This is a genomic window from Shewanella sp. ENK2 (assembly GCF_043568515.1).
Classification (GTDB): Bacteria; Pseudomonadota; Gammaproteobacteria; order Enterobacterales; family Shewanellaceae; genus Shewanella; species Shewanella japonica.
Genome location: NZ_CP171406.1, coordinates 3,024,040 through 3,043,773, shown reverse-complemented (window position 1 = coordinate 3,043,773; position 19,734 = coordinate 3,024,040). Strand labels below are relative to the sequence as shown.

Annotated in this window: 15 protein-coding genes; 8 read left to right on the top strand and 7 right to left on the bottom strand. The window is 40.6% G+C overall.

The features are described from left to right. The first annotated feature begins 459 nt into the window (after nucleotides 1–459). The 4 genes from ACGEDC_RS13240 to ACGEDC_RS13225 all read left to right on the top strand — a co-directional run bounded on the left by ACGEDC_RS13240 (nucleotide 460) and on the right by ACGEDC_RS13225 (nucleotide 7,395). The gene (locus tag ACGEDC_RS13240) at nucleotides 460–2,274 is read left to right on the top strand and encodes a polysaccharide lyase family 7 protein (protein ID WP_394493770.1); all 1,815 of its coding nucleotides are present in this window, start codon (nucleotides 460–462) and stop codon (nucleotides 2,272–2,274) included. A gap of 465 nt (nucleotides 2,275–2,739) precedes the next feature. Next, on the top strand, nucleotides 2,740–4,773 hold the full coding sequence (locus tag ACGEDC_RS13235) for a TonB-dependent receptor plug domain-containing protein (RefSeq protein ID WP_394498343.1): 2,034 nt from the start codon (nucleotides 2,740–2,742) through the stop codon (nucleotides 4,771–4,773). 8 nt (nucleotides 4,774–4,781) lie between these two features. Next, entirely contained in the window at nucleotides 4,782–5,321 is a 540-nt protein-coding gene (locus ACGEDC_RS13230; RefSeq protein ID WP_055024768.1) for a YfiR family protein, read from the top strand. A gap of 4 nt (nucleotides 5,322–5,325) precedes the next feature. Then, nucleotides 5,326–7,395 (top strand): putative bifunctional diguanylate cyclase/phosphodiesterase, encoded by a 2,070-nt coding sequence (locus tag ACGEDC_RS13225; protein ID WP_394493768.1) that lies wholly within the window; start codon nucleotides 5,326–5,328, stop codon nucleotides 7,393–7,395. Between the two features lie 32 nt (nucleotides 7,396–7,427). Here ACGEDC_RS13225 and ACGEDC_RS13220 read toward each other — a convergent pair whose 3' ends face one another. Both ACGEDC_RS13220 and ACGEDC_RS13215 read right to left on the bottom strand, forming a co-directional pair. Beyond that, a complete protein-coding gene (locus tag ACGEDC_RS13220; RefSeq protein ID WP_394493766.1) occupies nucleotides 7,428–8,390 on the bottom strand; it encodes a sodium-dependent bicarbonate transport family permease in 963 nt (320 codons plus the stop codon). Beyond that, on the bottom strand, nucleotides 8,384–8,602 hold the full coding sequence (locus ACGEDC_RS13215) for a hypothetical protein (RefSeq protein ID WP_394493764.1): 219 nt from the start codon (nucleotides 8,600–8,602) through the stop codon (nucleotides 8,384–8,386). Before ACGEDC_RS13215 ends, ACGEDC_RS13220 begins: the two co-directional genes overlap by 7 nt. 170 nt (nucleotides 8,603–8,772) lie before the next feature. On the opposite strand from ACGEDC_RS13215, the gene ACGEDC_RS13210 reads away from it, so the two are divergent. Next, entirely contained in the window at nucleotides 8,773–9,720 is a 948-nt protein-coding gene (locus tag ACGEDC_RS13210) for a LysR family transcriptional regulator (protein WP_055024772.1), read from the top strand. A 14-nt stretch (nucleotides 9,721–9,734) separates the two neighbouring features. Here ACGEDC_RS13210 and ACGEDC_RS13205 read toward each other — a convergent pair whose 3' ends face one another. The 5 genes from ACGEDC_RS13205 to ACGEDC_RS13185 all read right to left on the bottom strand — a co-directional run bounded on the left by ACGEDC_RS13205 (nucleotide 9,735) and on the right by ACGEDC_RS13185 (nucleotide 14,453). After that, a complete protein-coding gene (locus tag ACGEDC_RS13205) occupies nucleotides 9,735–10,268 on the bottom strand; it encodes a hypothetical protein (protein WP_055024773.1) in 534 nt (177 codons plus the stop codon). Between the two features lie 226 nt (nucleotides 10,269–10,494). Next, nucleotides 10,495–11,445 (bottom strand): hypothetical protein, encoded by a 951-nt coding sequence (locus ACGEDC_RS13200; RefSeq protein WP_394493761.1) that lies wholly within the window; start codon nucleotides 11,443–11,445, stop codon nucleotides 10,495–10,497. Nucleotides 11,446–11,718: 273 nt separating this feature from the next. Continuing rightward, nucleotides 11,719–13,278, bottom strand: coding sequence for an FUSC family protein (locus tag ACGEDC_RS13195; RefSeq protein WP_394493759.1), 1,560 nt, complete (start codon nucleotides 13,276–13,278; stop codon nucleotides 11,719–11,721). Between the two features lie 83 nt (nucleotides 13,279–13,361). Next, a complete protein-coding gene (locus ACGEDC_RS13190; RefSeq protein WP_055024776.1) occupies nucleotides 13,362–14,225 on the bottom strand; it encodes an efflux RND transporter periplasmic adaptor subunit in 864 nt (287 codons plus the stop codon). A gap of 24 nt (nucleotides 14,226–14,249) precedes the next feature. After that, a complete protein-coding gene (locus tag ACGEDC_RS13185) occupies nucleotides 14,250–14,453 on the bottom strand; it encodes a DUF1656 domain-containing protein (protein ID WP_055024777.1) in 204 nt (67 codons plus the stop codon). A gap of 405 nt (nucleotides 14,454–14,858) precedes the next feature. Here ACGEDC_RS13185 and ACGEDC_RS13180 point away from each other — a divergent pair, with 405 nt between their 5' ends. The 3 genes from ACGEDC_RS13180 to ACGEDC_RS13170 all read left to right on the top strand — a co-directional run bounded on the left by ACGEDC_RS13180 (nucleotide 14,859) and on the right by ACGEDC_RS13170 (nucleotide 19,593). After that, nucleotides 14,859–15,881 carry a LysR family transcriptional regulator gene (locus ACGEDC_RS13180; protein ID WP_394493756.1) on the top strand — a complete coding sequence of 341 codons (1,023 nt, stop codon included), beginning with the start codon at nucleotides 14,859–14,861 and terminating at the stop codon, nucleotides 15,879–15,881. Nucleotides 15,882–16,167: 286 nt separating this feature from the next. Continuing rightward, nucleotides 16,168–17,871, top strand: coding sequence for an aspartate-alanine antiporter (gene aspT / locus ACGEDC_RS13175; protein ID WP_394493754.1), 1,704 nt, complete (start codon nucleotides 16,168–16,170; stop codon nucleotides 17,869–17,871). Between the two features lie 105 nt (nucleotides 17,872–17,976). Then, nucleotides 17,977–19,593, top strand: coding sequence for a bifunctional aspartate transaminase/aspartate 4-decarboxylase (locus ACGEDC_RS13170; RefSeq protein ID WP_065109966.1), 1,617 nt, complete (start codon nucleotides 17,977–17,979; stop codon nucleotides 19,591–19,593). Nucleotides 19,594–19,734 lie beyond the last annotated feature (141 nt).

Genomic DNA, 19,734 nt, shown 5'->3' with positions numbered 1-19,734 from the left:
ATTAACAGTTAAAGAACCGTTCAAAAGCATAAACCTACCTTACCAATTTGACTTATAAAATAAAAAAATAAGCAATCGCTTATATAGTTATTCTAAAATGATATAAGAACCAGCTATGTAAATAACAAGGCTATAAAAATATACACACCCTTTAAAATCAGAAACCTAGCACATAATAACAATATAAAACCTATTCAACCCACTTTAAACTATAACCAATTTACCTTATTTAGATACAAATAAGTTTTACAAATTGGTAACAAGATCATATAACCAGTAATACCTAATGCTTCAAATAGTGTATTACATTACTGAGGTCATTTTATGTATTAGGTAGCAACAACTTATTCAGTTGTATTCGCTTTTCATACAATGATCTGATCTAACTGCTGAGATAAAGTAAGAGATTTTACTGAATAAGTTGTTAACTCAAATGGGGAAACGACTTAAGGTACAAAAATGATAAAACATCATAAAAAGCATAAACTTGCCATTACCCTGGCGACAGCACTTACTTGCACTTTCAGCTGCGGTTTTGTTCACACTGAAACCATCAACATTAACAACCCTAGCTTTGAAAATAGCTTTGAAGGCTGGACAGATATCGATCCTTCATCCGTCTCTGGTGTGGCTTATCAAGGCAGTAAATCAGCAAAAATGTCTGGCAATAACGGCAGGGTTGAACAAAACGTCACTGTCGATGCCAATAGTAACTATACCCTTACAGCGTACGTGTCTGGTGGCGGAAAGCTAGGGGTTTCTGGCAGCGGTGTAAGTGAATCAACTACGGTAAGCACAAGTGAATGGCAACAAGTCAGTGTGTCATTTAATAGTGACTCAGCAAATACTATCACTATTTATGGAGAGTATTTTGGTAGTGAAGGTCGCTTTGACTCATTTGGATTAGAAAAAACATCAAACAGCACAGAGTCTACAGAACCCACAGAGCCAATCACACCAGTCACCTGCACAGGTAGCAGTGCGTTAACCATTGCCTCAGCAACCGATAATGGTAGCAACGATGGCCATGGACCTGCGAATACCATCGACAATAATTTTGGCACCGAATCACGCTGGTCATCCAATGGTGAGGGCAAAACCATTATTTACGATTTAGGTGTCCAATCAGAAGTTAAATCTGTCTCTGTAGCATGGTTTAAAGGTAATGAACGCTCATCTTACTTTGATATTGAAACATCATCAGATGGCAATAACTGGATTTCCGTCTTAGCTTCCGGGGAGTCTAGCGGAAGTAATTCTGGCCTTGAAGAATATGATGTTACTGATACAAGCGCGCAGTATGTCCAAATCATAGGCTATGGCAACTCTTCAAATACATGGAACAGCATTGTTGAAACCAAAATCAATGGCTGTTCTGATGGCAGTGCGCCAACTGAGCCTACAGAACCCAGCAACCCAGTAGGAAATTTAGACCCTGACTTACCACCGTCAGGTAACTTCGAGTTAGTGGATTGGACATTGGGTGTGCCTGTTGATGAAAACAACGATGGTAAGTCAGACACCATTAAAGAAATTGAATTATCCAGTGGATATACTCGAAGCCCATACTTTTACACCGCAGCAGATGGCGGCATGGTGTTCAGATGCCCTATTGATGCACCAAAAACCTCTACTAACACCAGTTATGCTCGTACTGAGTTACGTGAAATGCTACGCCGCGGAGATACCAGTTATAGCACTCAAGGTGTCGGAGGCAATAACTGGGTGTTCAGCAGCGCTCCTTCATCAGATCAAAACGAAGCAGGTGGTGTCGACGGTACATTAGAAGCAACGCTTGCCGTCAACCATGTCACCACCACCGGAGATAGTAGCCAAGTGGGACGTGTGATTGTTGGGCAGATCCATGCTAACGATGACGAACCTCTTCGCCTTTATTACCGTAAATTGCCATCGAATAGCAAAGGCTCAATTTACATTGCCCATGAACCCATTACTGGATCTGAGCAATACTACGAAATGATTGGTTCACGTAGCAGCTCAGCTTCAAACCCAGCTGATGGTATCAGCCTTGATGAAAAGTTTAGTTACCGAGTCAAAGTGGTGGGTAATATCTTAACCGTAACAATTATGCGCGAAGGTAAAGCTGATGTTGTTGAAGAAGTCGATATGAGTGCTAGCTCTTACGATGCTGGCAATCAATACATGTACTTCAAAGCGGGTGTTTATAACCAAAACAATACTGGTGACGCAGATGATTATGTTCAAGCGACATTTTATAGTTTGAGCAATAAGCATGATGGATATGCCTATTAATCAATAACAGATTGAAAGTTGACTCATTAACATATTGAGCATATAAGCAAGTGGAAACTCATTTAAACAATTCAAACGGTCTGCTCTGACTGACTTAGGTTGATTGTTTATTATTGATTTTATTGAGTCCAGCGGTCTACGTTGTATCTGACTTAAAAGCCAACAAAAATCATTTGTTGGCTTTTATTACATTCACGCCTCAAGAAAACGCAAAAAGACGATGTTTGATATACACTTATTGGTAACATCAACATTGGTGCCATCATCAACACTCAAACGTTCAGCTTGGTCAAGGTTTTAGCCGATCCATATCGCAAAAGGAAATAATTTCACCAGACGAGACTGCTAACATTTTCTCAACATGATAAAGTAAAATGTAACAGCCGCACACAATGCGCCATGAAGTAATTCGTGCATATATAGACTGTCGGAGATGCAATATTGAGAACACATTTACCTTTTTTAATGCCTCTAGTGATTTTGTCACCAATGACTTATGCCGCAGGCTCCCTCGATGATTTAGATTTAGAGTCGCTGATGGCGATGGACATTCAAGTGACATCGGCAATGAAACGATCTCAATCCGCATTTGACACTGCCACCTCAATTTATGTCCTCAGTAAAGAACGAATTACCCACTCGGGCGCAACCTCTATTCCAGAAGCATTAAAAATGGTACCCGGCCTAGTTGTACGTCAACTTGATAACAATCAGTGGGCAATTTCAGCGCGAGGAGTTGCATCAAGATTCTCCAGTAAAATGTTAGTCATGATTGATGGTCAAAGCCTTTACACGCCACAGTTTTCCGCGGTGTACTGGGAAACGTTAAACGTACCGCTTTATGATATTGAACGCATTGAAGTCATTCGTGGCCAAGGTGGACAGCTTTGGAGCAGTAACGCCAACAATGGCGTGATTAATATCATTACCAAAAACAGTTTAGATACACGAGGTTTATATGCTGATGCCGCCAGTGGCAGCCAAGTTAATATTGATGCAAATATCCGTTATGGTAATGACATCAGTGATATAGGCAGCTATCGGGTTTATGGTCATGTAAAAGATGGTGACGCATCTGAAAAAGGCTTGGTACTAGAGCCTAATGATGTCACTCAGCAGTACTCGTTTGGTGGGAGGATGGATTTTTCAACCAGCGACCATTGGTCAGGTTTCGTGCAAGGCGATATAACTGAATCAAAATTGGGGCAAAATTATCGTGGTGTGATTGATGACACTAACCGAAACATCACTTTTACTGACAAACTAGAGCGAACAGACTCACGGGTCATGGCGCGACTTGAAAACAGAATGTCGGACTCAGCGAATCAAATGCTGCAAGTATCATGGCTTAATCAATCTGGCTCGCAAACCTACCTACAAGAAGAGTTCGAATCATTTGATGTCGACTATCAGATGAACTTTATTTATCAAGCATTACAACTCGATTGGGGTTTAAATTACCGCTACAGTACCATTTCTTTTGAAGACAGTTTATTCCTGCATAGCGACAAAGAGTTCGATAACCTGCAGCAATATGGTGGCTTTATACAAGCTCAGTTTGCTCTTATTCCAGAGGAGCTTGACCTTGTTCTCGGCACAAGAGCCGAGCACAATGACTTAACTGATTGGGAATACCAACCATTAGCAAGGTTATTATGGAAACCGCAGGACAACCAAGTGTTATGGAGCGCAGTATCTCAAAGCGTTCGTATTCCATCTTTAATTGAATTTAATGACAATTACGCGATTAATGGTCAAAAAGTCAGTGAGGTTTTACCTTTTTCTACAGGCATAGAAGCGATTGATGAATACCATATTAAAACCTATTTAAACGGTAACGATGACGTTGAAGCTGAAACATCGTTATCCTACGAGTTAGGTTATCGATTATCACAGCAATCATGGAACCTTGATGTCTCGCTGTATCATACCGAGACTGAAGATGTTGCCGTTATTGATATCAACCCTAATGTTGAACAGTTTTACCCGGCCCTTGCCCTATTTCAATCGGGCCAGCTACAGCAAGCATTACAAGCCTTAACGCAAACGACAATTCAATTTGATATTGTATCGACTGCCGAACTAACAACCCAAGGTGGCGATATCGTTTTATCTTGGGTACCTGCAGATATGTTTAACGCTGAACTTGGTTATAGCTATAACACCTTTGAGTACAACCTTCCTGAAAATACGTTTCCGGCCATTGGCAGAGACTCTACGACTCGACAGATTTTTGCTAAAGCCGATGTTCACCTATTTGACAGCCATAATATCTTTGCCACTGTCAGAGTAGAAAATAGCGATGCATACCTTACGGAAAATTACACCTTGTTAGATTTAACCTGGAATTGGGCAGTAAGTCAGCATTGGGGAGTCTCAGTCACTGGGAAGAACTTATTTGCTGGTAGTCATCTTGAATATGCAAACCGACAAGAAACCTACACAATCCCCAACTACATAGATGAAAGCGTGCTGTTCAAAGTCACAGCTAATTTTTAAATGAATTAATGCATAAAATCACTCAGCTTCTGCATGTATTACTATTCTCATTTTTGCTATTCACTAGCCAAAGTGCAGTTGCTGCTGAGCAAGAATACGCACTTAAAGCCGGCTTTTTATATAATTTTGCCCGTTACGGTGAATGGCATGACAGCGCATTAAGTCCTGATAAATTTGTCATATGTAGCCCTGATGCATCATTTACAGAAACCGCCAAGTCAGTATTAAACCAACGCTCAGTCGATAAACGCCCGATTACTATTCGACATATTCAATTTGAATTAGAGCAAGTGAATCAATGCCAATTACTTTTCATTTCATCTGCGTCGCTTTCTGATTGGTTAAGCTGGCAAAAACAGCAAGACTATATTGCTGAAAACACAATGGTTGTGGGCGAATCAAAGGGGTTAATTGAGGCTGGCGGACATATTCGTTTTTTCATTGCTAGCGGTAAAGTCAGGTTTGAAGTCTCCCCGCAGCAATTACAGCAATCCGGCATCACTATGAGCTCTAAAGTATTGCGACTTGGTCGCGTGCTGGAAAGGTGATGTGATGACTAAATTATTCTCAATGAACACCATCAGCAAAAAGTTACTCATGATTTTAATGGGGGTGTCTTTCGCCTCCATTATCACAGTCACTTTTGTGTTCAGTGCCTACGAATTAACAACCGCAAAACGAGAACAAATTGATGGGCTAAGTACATTAGCTAAGATGATGTCTCCTAATATTACTGCGGCGGTATTATTTGATGATCAAGATGCCATCAATGAATTAATTACCCCTATCTTGCTTCGTGGTGACATTGTTTCAGTGACTGTGACGGATAACCAAGGCAACGTCATTGCTTTTGTCAGCCAAGAAACCGATGACTCCAATAGCATACTCAGCACTGCGCTAAATGTGACACAGATTAGTAATGCGCTGACCTTAGATGGACAAGAATATGGCCAAATTCAAATATTAGCCGATGACAGCTACATCAACACCCGAGTGAAATTTTACGGTCAATTTATTATTATTTTATTGATATTCGCACTCGGGATCAGTTTTTCAATATCGTTAATTTTACGTCGACGCTTTTTAAGCCCTATTTTACATCTAGCCACCATTGCGGAGCGAGTGTCTGACTCTAACGACTATAGCTTACGCGCGAAGGAGCTATCCGATGACGAGGTCGGAAAATTAAGCTCGCACTTTAACGACATGCTTGAAACCATTGAACAACGGGACAAACGCCTAGAAAGCCAAGTAAAAAGTCGCACTGAAGAACTTGAAAGCGCCAATGAAAAGTTACACCAATATGCTTATCAAGATGGCTTAACAGACCTACCTAATCGCCGTTATTTTTATGAGAAACTTCAGTCCTTAATTGACACTGACAATATGATTTTCGCATTAATCTTTATTGACCTTGATGGCTTTAAAGAGATTAACGATACCCTTGGTCATGACTATGGCGACTTACTATTACAGCAAGTCGCTAAGCGCTTAAAAAACTGTGTAAGAGGCCATGACACTGTCGCTCGCCTAGGTGGCGATGAATTCACATTAATTGTTGAAGGCATCAAAGATCAGCGCCGCGCTAGCGAAATTGCAGAAGTCATCAAAAACAGCTTAGTGCAGCCAATCACCATTAAAGATGAGCAGGTTTATATTACCAGCAGTATCGGATTAACCTTCTATCCAAGCGATGGGGAAACCATAGAAGATGTGGTCAAGCATGCCGATCAAGCCATGTATTTATCAAAAAATAAAGGCCGTAATCGTTATGAGTTTTTCTCATTCGCCATGGAAGAACAAGCCCTTGGTAAAAGGCGATTAACTGAGGAGTTAAGGCAAGCTGTAAAAGAAGAGCAATTCCTATTAATGTATCAGCCTATTCTTGATATTAATGGCTCTGTAGTCAAAAAAGTCGAAGCCTTAATCCGCTGGCAGCACCCTGAACTAGGCACAATAGAACCCGATGATTTTATTCCTCTAGCTGAAGAGAACGGCTTAATTGTCGACATAGGCAATTGGGTGCGTAAGCAAGTCATTGCCGATGCAATTGAGTTTTATCAAACCAGTGGGAACGTCATTCAAATTAGTGTCAATACATCCCCTATTGAAATAGATCGTTCTGGCACATGGATTGACCAATGGATTTTAGACTGTAACAAGTCCAAGCTTCCCCATGGCTCGTTTCTCATTGAAGTCACTGAAAATACCTTAATGACACCGGACTCATCAATAAAACAGCAATTAAAACTGCTCAATAACAACGGCATCAAAGTCGCAATTGACGATTTTGGCATAGGTTATTCGTCGTTAGCCTATTTACAAGAACTCGATATCGACATCATTAAAATTGATCGTTCATTTATCACCAACATCACCACCAATGAGAGCAGTGCAGCCCTAGTCAGAGCAATCACGACAATGGCACATAACATAGGTGTTAAAGTCGTCGCCGAGGGCATTGAAACACCAGCTCAGCAACAGTTATTAAAACAACTGTCATGTGATTATCTACAAGGGTTTATGTTTTCAAAACCGCTCACTAAAGCAGAATTCTATCGCCTATATGTAAAAGGCAGTGAAGATATCGCTTCAATTAGCAACAGCCTTTCATCCCATTAAACAGCTTCCCTGCCATCGCAGTAATGGGAACGTTAATTGACAAACCACAGCGTCATCACGGTATACACAGGGATCCCAATCATCACATTAAACGGAAACGTAATCCCCAAAGAGGCACTAATAGATAAACTATGATTTGCTTGTGGCAATGCGACTCGCATCGCAGCGGGTACGGCAATATATGACGCGCTTGCCCCCAAGACAGCAATTAATATCGCCCCGCCACTTGAAAGCCCCATCAACACACCTAAACCACAACCTAACAAGCCGCCAATGAGCGGCATTGCCATGCTATAGGCTAAAATAAAGCTTCCAGCTCGCTTAATATCTTCTAAACGACTTGCTGCAACCATGCCCATCTCCAGTAAAAACAATGCCAACACACCATTAAATAAACTAAAAAATACTGGTGTAATTGATTGAATCTCATCGGCAGCCACAAATCCAATCACTAAACTGCCCACCATCAATACTATCCCTTGATTGAAAAACATTTCATGTAATAAGGCTTTACTAGCGTGTTTATCATTTTCCTCTTGGACTATTGATTTTTTCTGCCTAAACAAACTCGGTTTGGCCAGCATAATACCCACCACAATTGCAGGCATTTCAAGTAGGACGACAAATAACGGGATGTAAGCTTCATAGCGTATTTGCTGACTTTCTAAATACGCCACGGCGACAGCATATGTGCCAACACTCACTGAGCCATAATGTGCAGCGATTGATGCGGCGTCATGACGTTCAAACAAACCGATATAATACAAAATAGCAAAGGCAATAAACGGTAGTATCAAACCAAAAGCTAATATGTATAAAGACTGAGTAAATAATGTCCATGACGCGTGTTCAGCCAGTGCCACGCCCCCTTTTAACCCAATGGCAATCATTAAAAACAGCATTAAGGCTTGATAGAAACTTTTAGGGAAAGCGATTTTGGTTCCTGACAAAACAGCAAAAACACCCAACAGGAAAAAACCAATGTTAATTAACATAATTCGTTTTTATCCTTTATAACGGACTGAGCTAAATCTGGTGTTTTTAGCTTATCTCGGTCTAAATATGCAGTAAAAAAACTCAATAGAAATAATCCTAATCCAGCAGCCATTAACCCTAAGCCAACAGCGTCTGTTTTTGCGACCCAAGCACCAAGCAACATCATTAACACTGCCACCACCACACAAAACACCCATTGCCTATCCATCATGTCCACCTCTGCTCAATGATATTTACGACGGCATTATGACAACAGATACAAATAGATAAAAATTGATATTACCTATAACTTAAATAGACTATTATCTATATTAGATTTTAAGTAAGCTCACAAAGCAAATTGAATCGAAAAGTAATCGTTCACATCTAAGAGTCGTTAACATGCAATCAAGATTACACGCCCACATTGGCACCATCAGGCAATTAGAAATTCTGTTAGCTGTTCATGATAAAGGTGGCATAAACGAAGCCGCTAAAGCATTATTTCTGACTCAGCCAACCGTCTCAATTCAAATGAAAAAGCTTGCTGATGCTGTCGGTGAACCCATTTACCGCTTATCAAATAGAAAGCTTGTCTTTACCGATGTTGGCCTAGAAATGGTCAAAACAGCGGTAGAAGTATTAGACAGTTTTGCCAGACTCGATATGTCGTTAGGTAATTTACGTGAATGTAAAACGGGGACGCTACGTATTGCCGTTGTCACGACATCCAAATATTTTATTCCGCATTTGTTGGGCCCTTTTTGCGAGCAGTTTCCTGAAATTGATATTCAATTAAATGTGGGTAACCGTGAACAAACCATTGAGCGTTTAAAGCAAGGTATTGATGACTTTTACGTATTCAGTCACCCACCAATCGATGCAGACTTTAACAGTATTGAGTTATTACAAAACCCACTGGTCGCCATTGCACATCAAGATCATCCATTAGCAAAACAGCCACACGTTAGCTTAACGCAATTATGCCAAGCCCCCTTTTTAATTCGAGAAACAGGTTCGGGTACGCGTCATGCTATTGAAGGGTTCTTTAAGGAGCATGATGTAACTCCCAATGTAAAGATGACCATTGAAAGTAATGAAGCAATTAAACATTGTGTGATGGCAAAGCTAGGTATTTCTATATTGTCTGCCCATACCCTGACATACGGCGGACAGCATGGCTTGGTTCGTCTTCCTGTCAGCGCTTTACCCATTAATGCAAAATGGTTTTTTGTTTGGTCTAAATCAAAAAGACAAACCTTAATCGCGGATCAATTCTTAAATCATGTGCAAACCAACGGCAAACAATTACTTGAAGATGAGCTTCAACGAAACGGCATTGATACGTAATCGAGTTAATGCCGTTAATTGACACTGTAACCTTTGCCTTCTAAACACGCCGCTCGTGCTTGATAAAAGTTATCTTCTCCAACAGTACTAGCTGCTTGTGCTTGCTGCTCAGCAGCTTGCTGTTGTTCGGCTTGTTGGATTGATGCGCGGCGGCTTTGTCTTCTTGCCGCCACTGCGCCTATTGCAGCACCGTTTTGTGCGGCATTGCTGCGGTCATCATCTCCCAGTTCAGCAATCATCGCCCCTGTTGCTGCCCCAGCTATCGCACCACGCATACCCGACCCTCGCTCAGCTGTTGGTTCAACTACTTGAGCCGCTTGTGTCGTCGAGGCGGCAGCATTTGGCTCAAAGCCTGTTTGAATCGTCGCCCAGGTATCACAGCTGGCTTCATCCGCCGCTTGCTGTTCGGTGCTTTGGTTTTGCTGAGGAAATACATATTGGGCGGCCATACTGTGATTTACCGTTGATAAGTTAATCGCGGTGGCAAACGCAAAAGTCGACAATATTCCCGCAAGTGTAGTCAGCGACTTTTTGTAAGTAATAGGCATCTTATTTCCTTTTTGCGACGTATTTGATGAACAAATAATCACCTATTTATCACTGCAATAGTTATCAATTTACGCCAGATGAGCAATAACTATCTCAATAATCAATAAAGGAACAGAATCAGAATCAGCGAAAGAGGAAGAAAATAAATTTAAGTACAAGAAAAGACAGACATAAAAAAACGAACCTTAGTTCGTTTTCAACTTAATCCTTTCATAATTACACCCGTTAACAGAAAACCAATGCCGACCCGGCTGCAACATTTCTTATGGCAAGTATTTTTTTCCCGTGTACAAGGCAACATACATAATCTAGGCGTTTACACACACTTTCTTGTAATCTAGCTTTGATTTTATCAAGATCAATACTTTGTTCTTTATATCGATAAAACTTGTGTAAGTAGATTATTGCTAAACGTTTTTTGGAAACGGTTCCGACATGCACTTTATCAAGAGAACGAAAGTAATAAGATAAATACCTTCTCTTGCGCGCCGCTTGGTAAAAACGTGCAGAATCAATATCACCTTCCCTGAATGCTAGAATAATGTCTTTTAATAAACCTATATCAGCCAATGCTCTTGCAATTCGGTGCCCAACACCAGGTAATCGATAACTGGCAATACAGCTTTTGAAGCTGGCTTTATGATTAGCATCAGGTTTGTATAAAGGATCATAAATGATGGTCAAAGGCGTTTTGCACTCACTCGCATTGAGATGGGACATATTGCCTTTTTGCAGTTGAAAATGCTTCTCAAGTTTAGGATCCCAAGGCGCTGCAGGCTGCCAATAGGTACTCACCGGCATTAACAGTAACGCTTTATCCAACTTTAGCGTGTCGGCATGAAAGGCGGTAGCAAAGCCACCTTTACTCACGCCATAGCCTATTCTTTTCGGGAATTGCTGCAGCGCGATTGACAATTTTTGAAGAAATTGCGCAAAAATAAAAGAATCAAAATAATGATCGTCCCCACCAATATGATTAAAGGCGATAATATTCATTTTCCGCTTGCTAAAAAATTGAAAGCTCCAAACCTGCTTATCGGCATCAACTTGATCTTGTGTTAAAGCTTGGCAGTTAGGTGGGAAAGTCACCATCACGGGTTCATTCGTATCAAAAATATGATACTGCACTAGTACATTATCAACTTGTAAACGAACAGTTTGATGCTCAATAAGCATGGTGTTATTCCCAACTCAGCACACATCATCTTTACGAAAAAAACGAAGGAACAATATAATTTGTTGGCATGCTACAAGACTAATTTGAGAATAAAAGTGTAATTACCTTTAATGTTAACCGAGGGTAAACTGTGTAAAAAAGCAGCGTGGGTAAAACGATTTTTTGTTAAGCCTTGCAAAGTTAAGCTCAATAAACAATCACATCCTCGTAAGCTTAATGACGCAAGCAATTAATTGAAATTAACATTTAAAAGTCAGCTTTTATGGTATTTTCTAGCCCAATGACGAAATAAGCCTAGCGATTATTAAGTCACTAGACTCATCAAATTGTTTATCCCTCTTTGCACCAAGCAATAAAAAGCGAATAACGCCTAAGGCTAAAAATACCTGTACGAACATATTAAGTGAGGCGGTAATATCGAAACTCGGGGTGAGATACAATGCACTCATGGTTAATACAACTAATAAATTCGCTCCAATCACTTTTTGAACCGCTAATTCAGGCGTTGAACATACCCGCCAAATAATCAGTAAATTTATAAAATAGAATGCTGCAAGCTGCCAGATTTCAGTCAGTGCAGGCATGATGAACGTATATTGTAGTAGCACTAACGTGCCTGATACGCACATCCCTACCAATGCTTGATTAACGATGAACTTTGGCATCGCAACAAGGTTTATGGCGAATACCGCCGCTAACATGGGGAACATATAACCATTTGGCAGCGGCAAATATATCCATAAAGCAAAACTGGCCATTAGCGACACCATCACAATCGCCGAGTCTTTAAGCCGTATTGATAACGGTGTTGGATTATTCCATTGCTTAATAACATGTTGCCAATGACTCGTAACTTTAATCTTTTCGACGGCATCAAAAGAATGATTCAGTTGGCCTGCTGACTTGTGTAGCTCACGCCTTGCCTCTTGAATTAAACTAACCGTGTCACTGATTTCAATTAGCTGTTCATTCAATTCAATAATCACAGCTTCATTCGCAAGTTCACTAAGTAGAGTGCTCCCCTGTTGATGTTCAGAGTCAGATGGAAGTGCTGTGTTATTCACTAATGGCGCCGCTTTGTCTAACCAAGCTTGTAATTTAACAATGGCTTCATAGCTAGCAAGAGTCAGTTTTCTCCAGTGCTTACGTTGTTGTGACAGCTGATAGCTACCTGCAGCAGGTAAATCTAAAATTAAACTGTGAGACTTAATATTATTCGACATTGCCAATAATCTTGCTTGATAGTCAGCTAATGTTTCTTGGGTGTAGGCTCTTTTACCACTGACACATTCGGTCAACTCCAACACCAAATCATGTAGACCCTTTGATGTACTTTTGTGCTGCTCGTAAAACTCTACCTCTGAATTCATTGGCCATAAAAATTGATATACCAATGAAAATACAACAACCCCTAGTATGGTTTCTTGTAGCCTTAAAAAGATAATCTTGACTGATATTGCATCATCAAAGCTGCCCATAAAGCTTATTAGTGCACAGACAACAAATGCGATTCTGAAAAAATAACCATTCTTACGGTCATAAGACATCGCAGTAAATATGCCAGCCAGCAGTATAAAACTGCCAATAAACAGGAATCGATCTTGAGCAAAAAAAGCAACCAAACCAATCGCCATACTGGCACCAACAAACGTACCTAAAATACGGTTATGCGCAGCTTTAATGGAGTGGCTAAATGACTCATTTGACGCTAAGGTCACGACTGTGATGGCCGCCCAATAGGGTTTGTCCCAGCCAAAAAATATTGCCAGTACAATTGCGCTGGTAAAGGCTAACGAAACCTTAATCGCTTCTTTCATTGCGCGACTTAACATTTTTTCATCCCCAATTTCAGTGAGTATCACAACCCACTCATGCAGCTCAATTCATCGATATAAACGGTTCGGTTAACCTGAAATTAAACACCGGTATATATTTGTACAGATGCCGTTGTCCCCACTCGTAGTTGCACACTCTCAGGCACTTGCTCTAGATGCACTTTGACAGGAATGCGCTGTGCGAGACGGATCCACTGAAAGTTAGGGTTCACGTTTGGTAATAATGTATTACCCGTGCTGCCATCTGATTTAGCAATACCGTAACCAATACTTTCTACTTGAGCATTAATAGGGCTATTTGGATTCATCATTAAGGTGACTTGAGCCTTGTCTCCAATATTGACGCCTTGTAAGTCCGTTTCTTTAAAGAAGCCTTCAATCCAAAAACTATTTTGATCAATCAAGGCTACAACAGGATTATTTGCCACAACTTGGGCGCCCTGTCTTAAATTCAGATTAGTAATAAAGCCATCGGTAGGTGCTGTGACATGGGTATAGGCCATATTGAGTTCAGCTTGCTCTACAACAGCATCTGCAGCGGCCAAATTAGCCTGTGCGGTTTGCACAGCATTTTGAAAGTTATTTAAATCAAGTTCAGAAACCGTTCCGTGCTTACGACTTTCAAGCGCCATAGCCCGGTGATTCTCATTTTTAGCTTTATCTAATAAAGCCATAGCCTGCAACTGTTTTGCTTTAGCATTGCTTAACTCTGCACGGTAAAGGCTAGGATCAATCTCAAACAGCAATTGCCCTTTCTTTACTTGACTATTATCTTCCACTAACACCTGAGTCACAGGCCCCGTCACTCTTGGGGTTATCTGAATAATATGAGCTCTTACCTGACCATCTCGAGTCCACGGATTAGCACTGTAATCTTGGTATTGGCTTAACACTGCAACGGCAGCAATCGCAACCATCACCAGCGTAGTAATTATACGAAACATAACAAACTCCAAAAATCTGATGAATTAGGTAAATGCAATAAATCTGCTTAATAACACGGTGATAATCGCCACCAGACAAAGCTCGACTAAAGCAGGCATAACGATCACTCTTTGCCAACCGAGTTTGTTTGCAATAAAGACCAACGCGACGGTTATAAAATAAGCCAACATCACAGTAATGAGCAGGGGCGGAAAATACACTTCTCCAATAGCAAATTCATGAGGCATCTGAGTCACCAATAAGGTTATATACGAAAGAGCAAAAACAGAGGACACAATGTCATTTCACTCATTAATGGCGTTATTTTATGGGAGTATGGGACATTGCCGTAATCGCTTTGGGAGGACTTGACCCTTCAATCTTAACCATCACCTTCTGCCGCTTATTAGTGAGGGATGCGTAACCTGATGTAACCAGTCTCTAAACAAGCTGCTTAACACCGCACTCATCCAGTTCACAAACCAATAAAGAATAGTCCGTTCACTGCATAGTGATAGCCAAACAGTATCATTTAGTCTCAAGCTTGATTACACTAAAACGATGAGTAAAAACTTAATTAACTTTGTGTTTAATCTCGTAAAAATAGCACAGCATCAACTTGTGTACTGAATTGATAAAGGAGCCAATAACCAATGAATTTTAGCTTAGAGCAGTTACGCGCTTTTGTTGCAGTATATGAGCAGCGATCATTCAGTAAAGCAGCGGTAAAACTTGAAAAACATCGCACAACCATCGGGCAAGTTATCACTAACCTTGAAGATCAGGTTGCAGTAGAGTTATTTCATCGAATTGGTAGAAGTGTTGAAGCCACTGAAGATGGTGAGTTACTTTATCAATACGCTAAAACCACGGTACAACAAGCACTGACCTTTGATAAAGTCGCCTTGAGTTTATCTTATGGTGGGCTTGAATCTATCACTATTGCGTATTGCAGTTTTTTACCCCAAGGGATATTAGCTGAAATACGTAAAAGTCTTGATATCGAATTTCCAAATATGAAAGTTCACTTTGTTGTTCGAACCAAACCGGAAATTAAGAAAGGCATTGAAAATGGGACTATCCATGTTGCGATAGTCAACGTTTATAGCAGTAAAATCGTTAATAGCATCGACTTTACGTTTTTAAAAAATTTACAGTTTCTTCTCTATGCTGGTAAAGAACACCCACTAGCAACAACCCCAAAGAATAAAGCCTTATCTGTGATGAAATCATCAAGACAGCTCGTGCTCAAGTCGATGATTGATGACGACATGAAAGAAAAAGTGGTTTTATCTGCCGATTATGAAGCCATTGATCAAATGGCATTGGTAATAAAATTTGTGCAGCAGAATATTGGCTGGGCGGTGTTACCGAGTTCAGTCATCAACTCTCAACTTTTTAAAGAGAACCTCGTAACCTTTGAATGCGATGAAATACAAGACCATTTGAACGTTCCGATTGCAATGTGGTCCCCACACTCAAAACAAGTAGCACCGATTAAAAAAATATCGTTAAGGTATTCGCCAATTACCAAGGTTAAGCTTTTTAGCACCATTTCTAGCACCAGCTTATTCTCGGATAAGCTGCGGTCTTTTTTATCTAAATCCACTCTATTTTCGTCATCTTCAATATTTATCTGGCTTTTTTTATATCTCTTAATGGATATATTTGAGTAAAAACTCTAAATATGTATTTTCGGCGACCTTACCAAGGTTAGGCACTTTATCTCTAATAATCATTAGCTTAAAAATCACCTCCAGTTATTCATCAAATTTACTAATAATTTATAGAGGGTTTGATCCTTCATATAAGATTAAACGTGTTTAATTTATCCCCCTAACATTGCTGCCGAAACCACGCCCCCTCACTTACAAGTTCAGTTCTTCGGTGAATTGGTTTGAGTTTCAACTAAATCAGTGAACATTCACTAAAGAACTATTATTTTTTAAGGCAGCAAATACTATGAGCATTATCGAACAACTATTTGCCATATCTCCTTATATCGCTTTATTTATAACACTCGCTCTAGGTTACCTCATTGGTAAAATCACTATAGGCCGCTTTGTGCTAGGTGGTGTGGCAGGAACCTTGATCATGGGTGTACTAATTGGCCAATTCGGAGTTCAAATAGATCCTGGTGTAAAAACCATCTTTTTCGCGTTATTTATCTACGCCGTCGGTTATCAAGGCGGGCCACAATTTTTCAGTGCGCTCAGCTTTAGAACCATTAATATCCTCCTATCAGCAGTTGTCATGACTGTAACAGGCTTATTGTGTGTACTTGCTGCAGCAATGATGTTTGATCTTGATAGTGGCACCGCCGCAGGTCTTGCTGCAGGTGGTCTCACTCAATCAGCCATCATTGGTACCGCTGGTGATGCAATATCTCAGTTAGGTAATGTCACTGAAGAAGCCAAACAAATGATGCAGACCAATGTGGCTGTAGGTTATGCCGTTACCTACATTTTTGGTTCTTTAGGTCCAATTTTGATGGTGTCATGGTTAATTCCTACCTTTATGAAATGGGATATCCGTGGTGAAGCAATCAAACTAGCTGAATCAATGTCAGGGGGTAAACCTGAACTGGCACCTGGTGAGTTTAACGCCATCACTGATTTAGTTTCACGTGCTTATAAAGTTGATGAGAATAATCCATTTATTGGCAGAACGATTCAGCAAATCAATAAAGACATGCTTGCTATTGCTATCGAAATGATTGCTCGAGATGGCAGCGACATAGAGCTCGACAAAGCGGTTTCAATCAAGGCCGGTGACATAGTGATTGTTACGGGTCGCCGTGAAGCGATTGCGGGTCATATGGGGGCAGCCACTAGTGAAGTCGCTATTCCGACAGGCACAGTGTTAATCGAAGAAAATCGTCAACTGATTGCTAAAGATGCCAAATTGGTCGGTAAAACAATTGCGCAAATAAAAGCACAAGCCAATATCGATACATACCGTGGTGTGTATATCACCGATATTATCCGTGGTGGTCATTCACAAGTTATCAGTGCTGATTTCGTCGTAGCGAAAGACGACATCATCCAACTAACTGGTAACGCAAAAGACATTAACCGTGTTGAAAAATCTATCGGTAAACGTTTGGGTTCAGCCTTTGCTACTGACTTTATTTTCTTTGGCCTAGGTATGGTTGCAGGCCTGTTAATTGGCCTAATCAGCTTCGAAATTGCTGGCATTCCGGTCACCATAGGCTCTGGTGCAGGTTGTTTAATCTCAGGTTTATTCGTGGGTTGGTTACGTAGTCGTAAACCAGCAATAGGCTCTCTGCCTTTAGGTGCTTCTAACTTCTTACGTGATTTTGGTTTAGCAGTCTTTGTCGGTATTGTCGGCCTACAAGCGGGGCCAGAAGCCATTAATACCATTAAAGAACATGGATTAACTTTATTGTTCTTGGGTATGGCGGTAACCATTATTCCGCAAATCATTTCATTCTTTATTTCTTACTACGTATTGAAAATTAAGAACCCAATTGAAGCATTAGCTTGTGTATCTGGTGGCAGAAGCGCAAACCCAGCATTCGCAGCCTTACTTGAAAAAGCAGGTAACGCAACACCGGTTTTTGCTTTCACCGTGACCTATGCCATTGCCAATGTATTGCTCACCCTTTGGGGCCCAATCATTGTCGGCATCATTTCAACTCAATAGTTTCTACTCATTAATTTCTACTCAATAGCATGAATTCGGCGAGTGAGTTCAACTCAACTTACTCGCCAACAGATTAATTTTATTAAATATAAACAGGTAAACATTATGAATAACCAACACACTGATACAGCAATGGCTATCGACTTCACTCAATTCGCTAACTTAAGCCCATTTGAGCTAAAAGATAAGTTGATTGAAGTGGCACAAACAGTACCTGATCGCACCTTATTAGATGCAGGTCGTGGTAACCCAAACTTCCTAGCAACCTTGCCACGTAAAGCATTTTTACGCTTAGGTGACTTTGCATTAGAAGAATCAGAGCGCAGCTATTCTTACTTAAATGAAGGCTTTGGTGGTATCCCTGATGGCGAAGGCGTTGTTGAACGTTTCGATACGTTTGCGAAAGCGAATCAAGGCAAAGAAGGCGTTGAGTTTTTACAAAAAGCCATCAGCTACGCAAAAGATCGTTTAGGCATTGAAAAGCAGTCTTTCTTACACGAATTTGTAAACGCATTTTTAGCCTGTAACTACCCTGTCCCTTCACGCATGCTAACCAACATCGAGAAAGTCGTAAAACAGTACATCGGTGAAGAAATGTATGGCGATATGCCAATGACCACTAACTTTGACCTGTTTGCTACCGAAGGTGGCACAGCATCAATGACTTATACTTTTGCGACAATGGCTAACAATGGCTTACTTAAGAAAGGCGATAAAATTGCGTTAATCACGCCAATCTTTACGCCTTACTTAGAGATCCCAGAGCTAGCTGAGTACGACCTTGAAATTGTTGAAATCCGTCTAGACGAAACCACTTGGCAGTTACCACAGTCAGAAATTGAAAAATTAGCGGATACTGACATCAAACTATTATGTGTTGTTAACCCAGCTAACCCAGCATCAGTTAAGTTTTCAAACGATACACTTAACCGTTTAACTGACTTTGTAAACACCCAACGTAGCGACTTATTCATCATTACTGATGACGTATATAGCACTTTTGCCGATAACTTTGTGTCTTTGTTTGCCAAACTGCCATACAACACTTTATGTGTTTACTCATTCTCAAAATACTTTGGTGCAACCGGCTGGCGCTTAGGCACCATTGGTATTCATCACAGCAATGTCTTTGATGATGCTATGCGCGCTTTACCTGAAGCACATCAACTAGAGTTGGATAACCGTTACAAAACAATCACGCCAGATCCACGTAGCATCAAATTCATCGATCGTATCGTTGCAGATAGCCGCGCGGTAGCACTAAACCACACTGCCGGTTTAGCATTACCACAGCAAGTGCAAATGGCGTTATTCTCTCTAAACTGTTTAATGGACTTAGAAGATAACTACAAAGCGGCTTGTAAACGTATTATTCGTGAACGTTACATCACACTCTATAAAAACATGGGTGTTGAAGTTGAAGATAACGAAGACCGTGTTGATTACTACACACTACTTGAGCTCGATACACTAGGCGGCAAGCTTTATGGTGACGCGTTTGTCACCTGGTTTAAAGAACACGGTAAAGGTAAAGACTTCCTATTCCGTTTAGCCCATAAAACTGGCGTGATTTTACTACCAGGTAAAGGCTTTGATGTTGTTCATCCATCTGTACGTGTTTCTCTAGCTAACTTAACTCACTATGAATATGAGTTAATTGGCCGTGAAACTCGCTCAGTATTAGATGACTACTTTGCTGAATACCAAGCCGCTCAAGCTTAATTGATTTAATAAGTTAATCTATTAGCATGACGATAAAACGCCAATCATAAGATTGGCGTTTTATTACGTTTATTCATGCAGGTTTTGCCATGAGCTCAGCGCTTAAGTTGTGGTTTATGTGTAGCTTAAACACTTCAAGAT